This is a genomic window from Sodalis-like endosymbiont of Proechinophthirus fluctus, assembly GCF_001602625.1.
Classification (GTDB): domain Bacteria; phylum Pseudomonadota; class Gammaproteobacteria; order Enterobacterales; family Enterobacteriaceae.
Genome location: NZ_LECR01000063.1, coordinates 2976 through 4447, shown reverse-complemented (window position 1 = coordinate 4447; position 1472 = coordinate 2976). Strand labels below are relative to the sequence as shown.

Sequence of the window (1472 nt, the reverse complement as noted above, 5' to 3'; positions counted from 1 at the left end):
AGAGAGAGAGAGAGAGAGAGAAACGAAATTTAAACCTGATTATCAGCAACGATTTATCTTACTTAATTCAAAGTATTCTCCAGCACTGGCCGTGCAGAATAAATCTGCAAAAACGAAGGAGGTGAAGACGACGGCGACGACTTCCATGATGATAATAAAACCGAATCGTTTCATTTCGCATCAAGTCATCACTTGTTTGACTTCTTTTTCAACTCATTCGACTGAATTTTAAATATTTGCCTATCTTTTAAGCGTTTCCCCCGATTTCGTCTTTTCCCCAAGTGAAATTTTTTTTTCGATTATTCTTGGATTATTCGATTCGATTCTTGGTAAAAATTTAATCAAACGATATTTCTCCCTCTCTCTCTCTCTCTCTCACTTTCTCACACTCTCTCCTCTCTCTTCCCTCTCCCCGAATTATTTACTTTGCGTTTTCTACGTGACGATCGAGTCGTGTCTAAAAAAAATAATTGAATAAAAATTTTCTNNNTTTTTTTTTCTTTTTTTAATTTGCCACCAATTGAAATAGGAATCACGATGGCGATGGCGATGGCGATGGCGATGACGTAAATTCACACGCGTGAAGTTTTTTTTTTTTTCTTTCTTTCTTTTCACCTTCCTTTTTTTTGTGCGCCTGAAATAATTTCACTAACAAATGAACCTTCAAGAAAATTAAAAAAAATTCAGTAATAACCAGTCGATCGAAAGAAAAACGATTTCTTTTTTTTNNCCCCTCTCCACGTTCATTCCAACGTCTCATCGAAATCCTGATCGAAATAATTGAGATTTCGAAAGGTTGAAAAGAATTTTTTTTTTCTTTCCTTTTCTCTCGTTTCCTCCGAAACGATTCGAATTAATCGGCATACGATTCGAATTAATTATTTCGATTTGTCATCGATTCATGAAAATTTCGATTTAAAAAAAAAATAAAAAATGAATTCGTTCCAAACGAAAAAAGTTTAACGGTAAAAATTATTAACGTCTATGGTATGGAAGCCTGGAGCCACGATCGAATTTCCATTTTCTCAATGATTTCTTATTTCCTTTTGTAAAAAAAAAAAAAATCTTCGCGTCTACTGCTGCGAGAAAACAAAACATTGAGTAAACAAGGTGTGAAAATATATTTAAAAGTTGAAAATTCCATTTTGGAATTTCTGAAATCAACTTTTTCGTTTTCTTCTGCACGAAAAATTAACGCTTTTCCCTTCTTNNTTTTTTTTTTTCGAATGCGAACAATTTTCGTTTTTTTAACTTTCCTCCATGTAATTTTTTCTCCATAGAATTATCATTTGACTTTTTTTTTTTAAGTTCACGACAGATTTTACGATTTTTCGAAATAAACGAATAAAAATTAAACATTTTTGATGGCAGTTGGATCATGGCTAAGTGAGAATGCAACATGTAAGTTAATTTGAATGTTCTGTGAATGATTTTTCATCCAATAAAGATGCATTCTCTCTCTCTCTCTCTCT

At 32.6% G+C, this 1472-nt stretch carries 1 protein-coding gene; it reads left to right on the top strand.

Annotated features, from left to right (window positions below; genetic code table 11):
* A partial coding sequence (locus BG74_RS14935; RefSeq protein WP_204376340.1) for a hypothetical protein occupies window positions 1-232 on the top strand: 232 nt, incomplete at its 5' end.
* Between the last annotated feature and the right edge of the window lie 1240 nt (window positions 233-1472).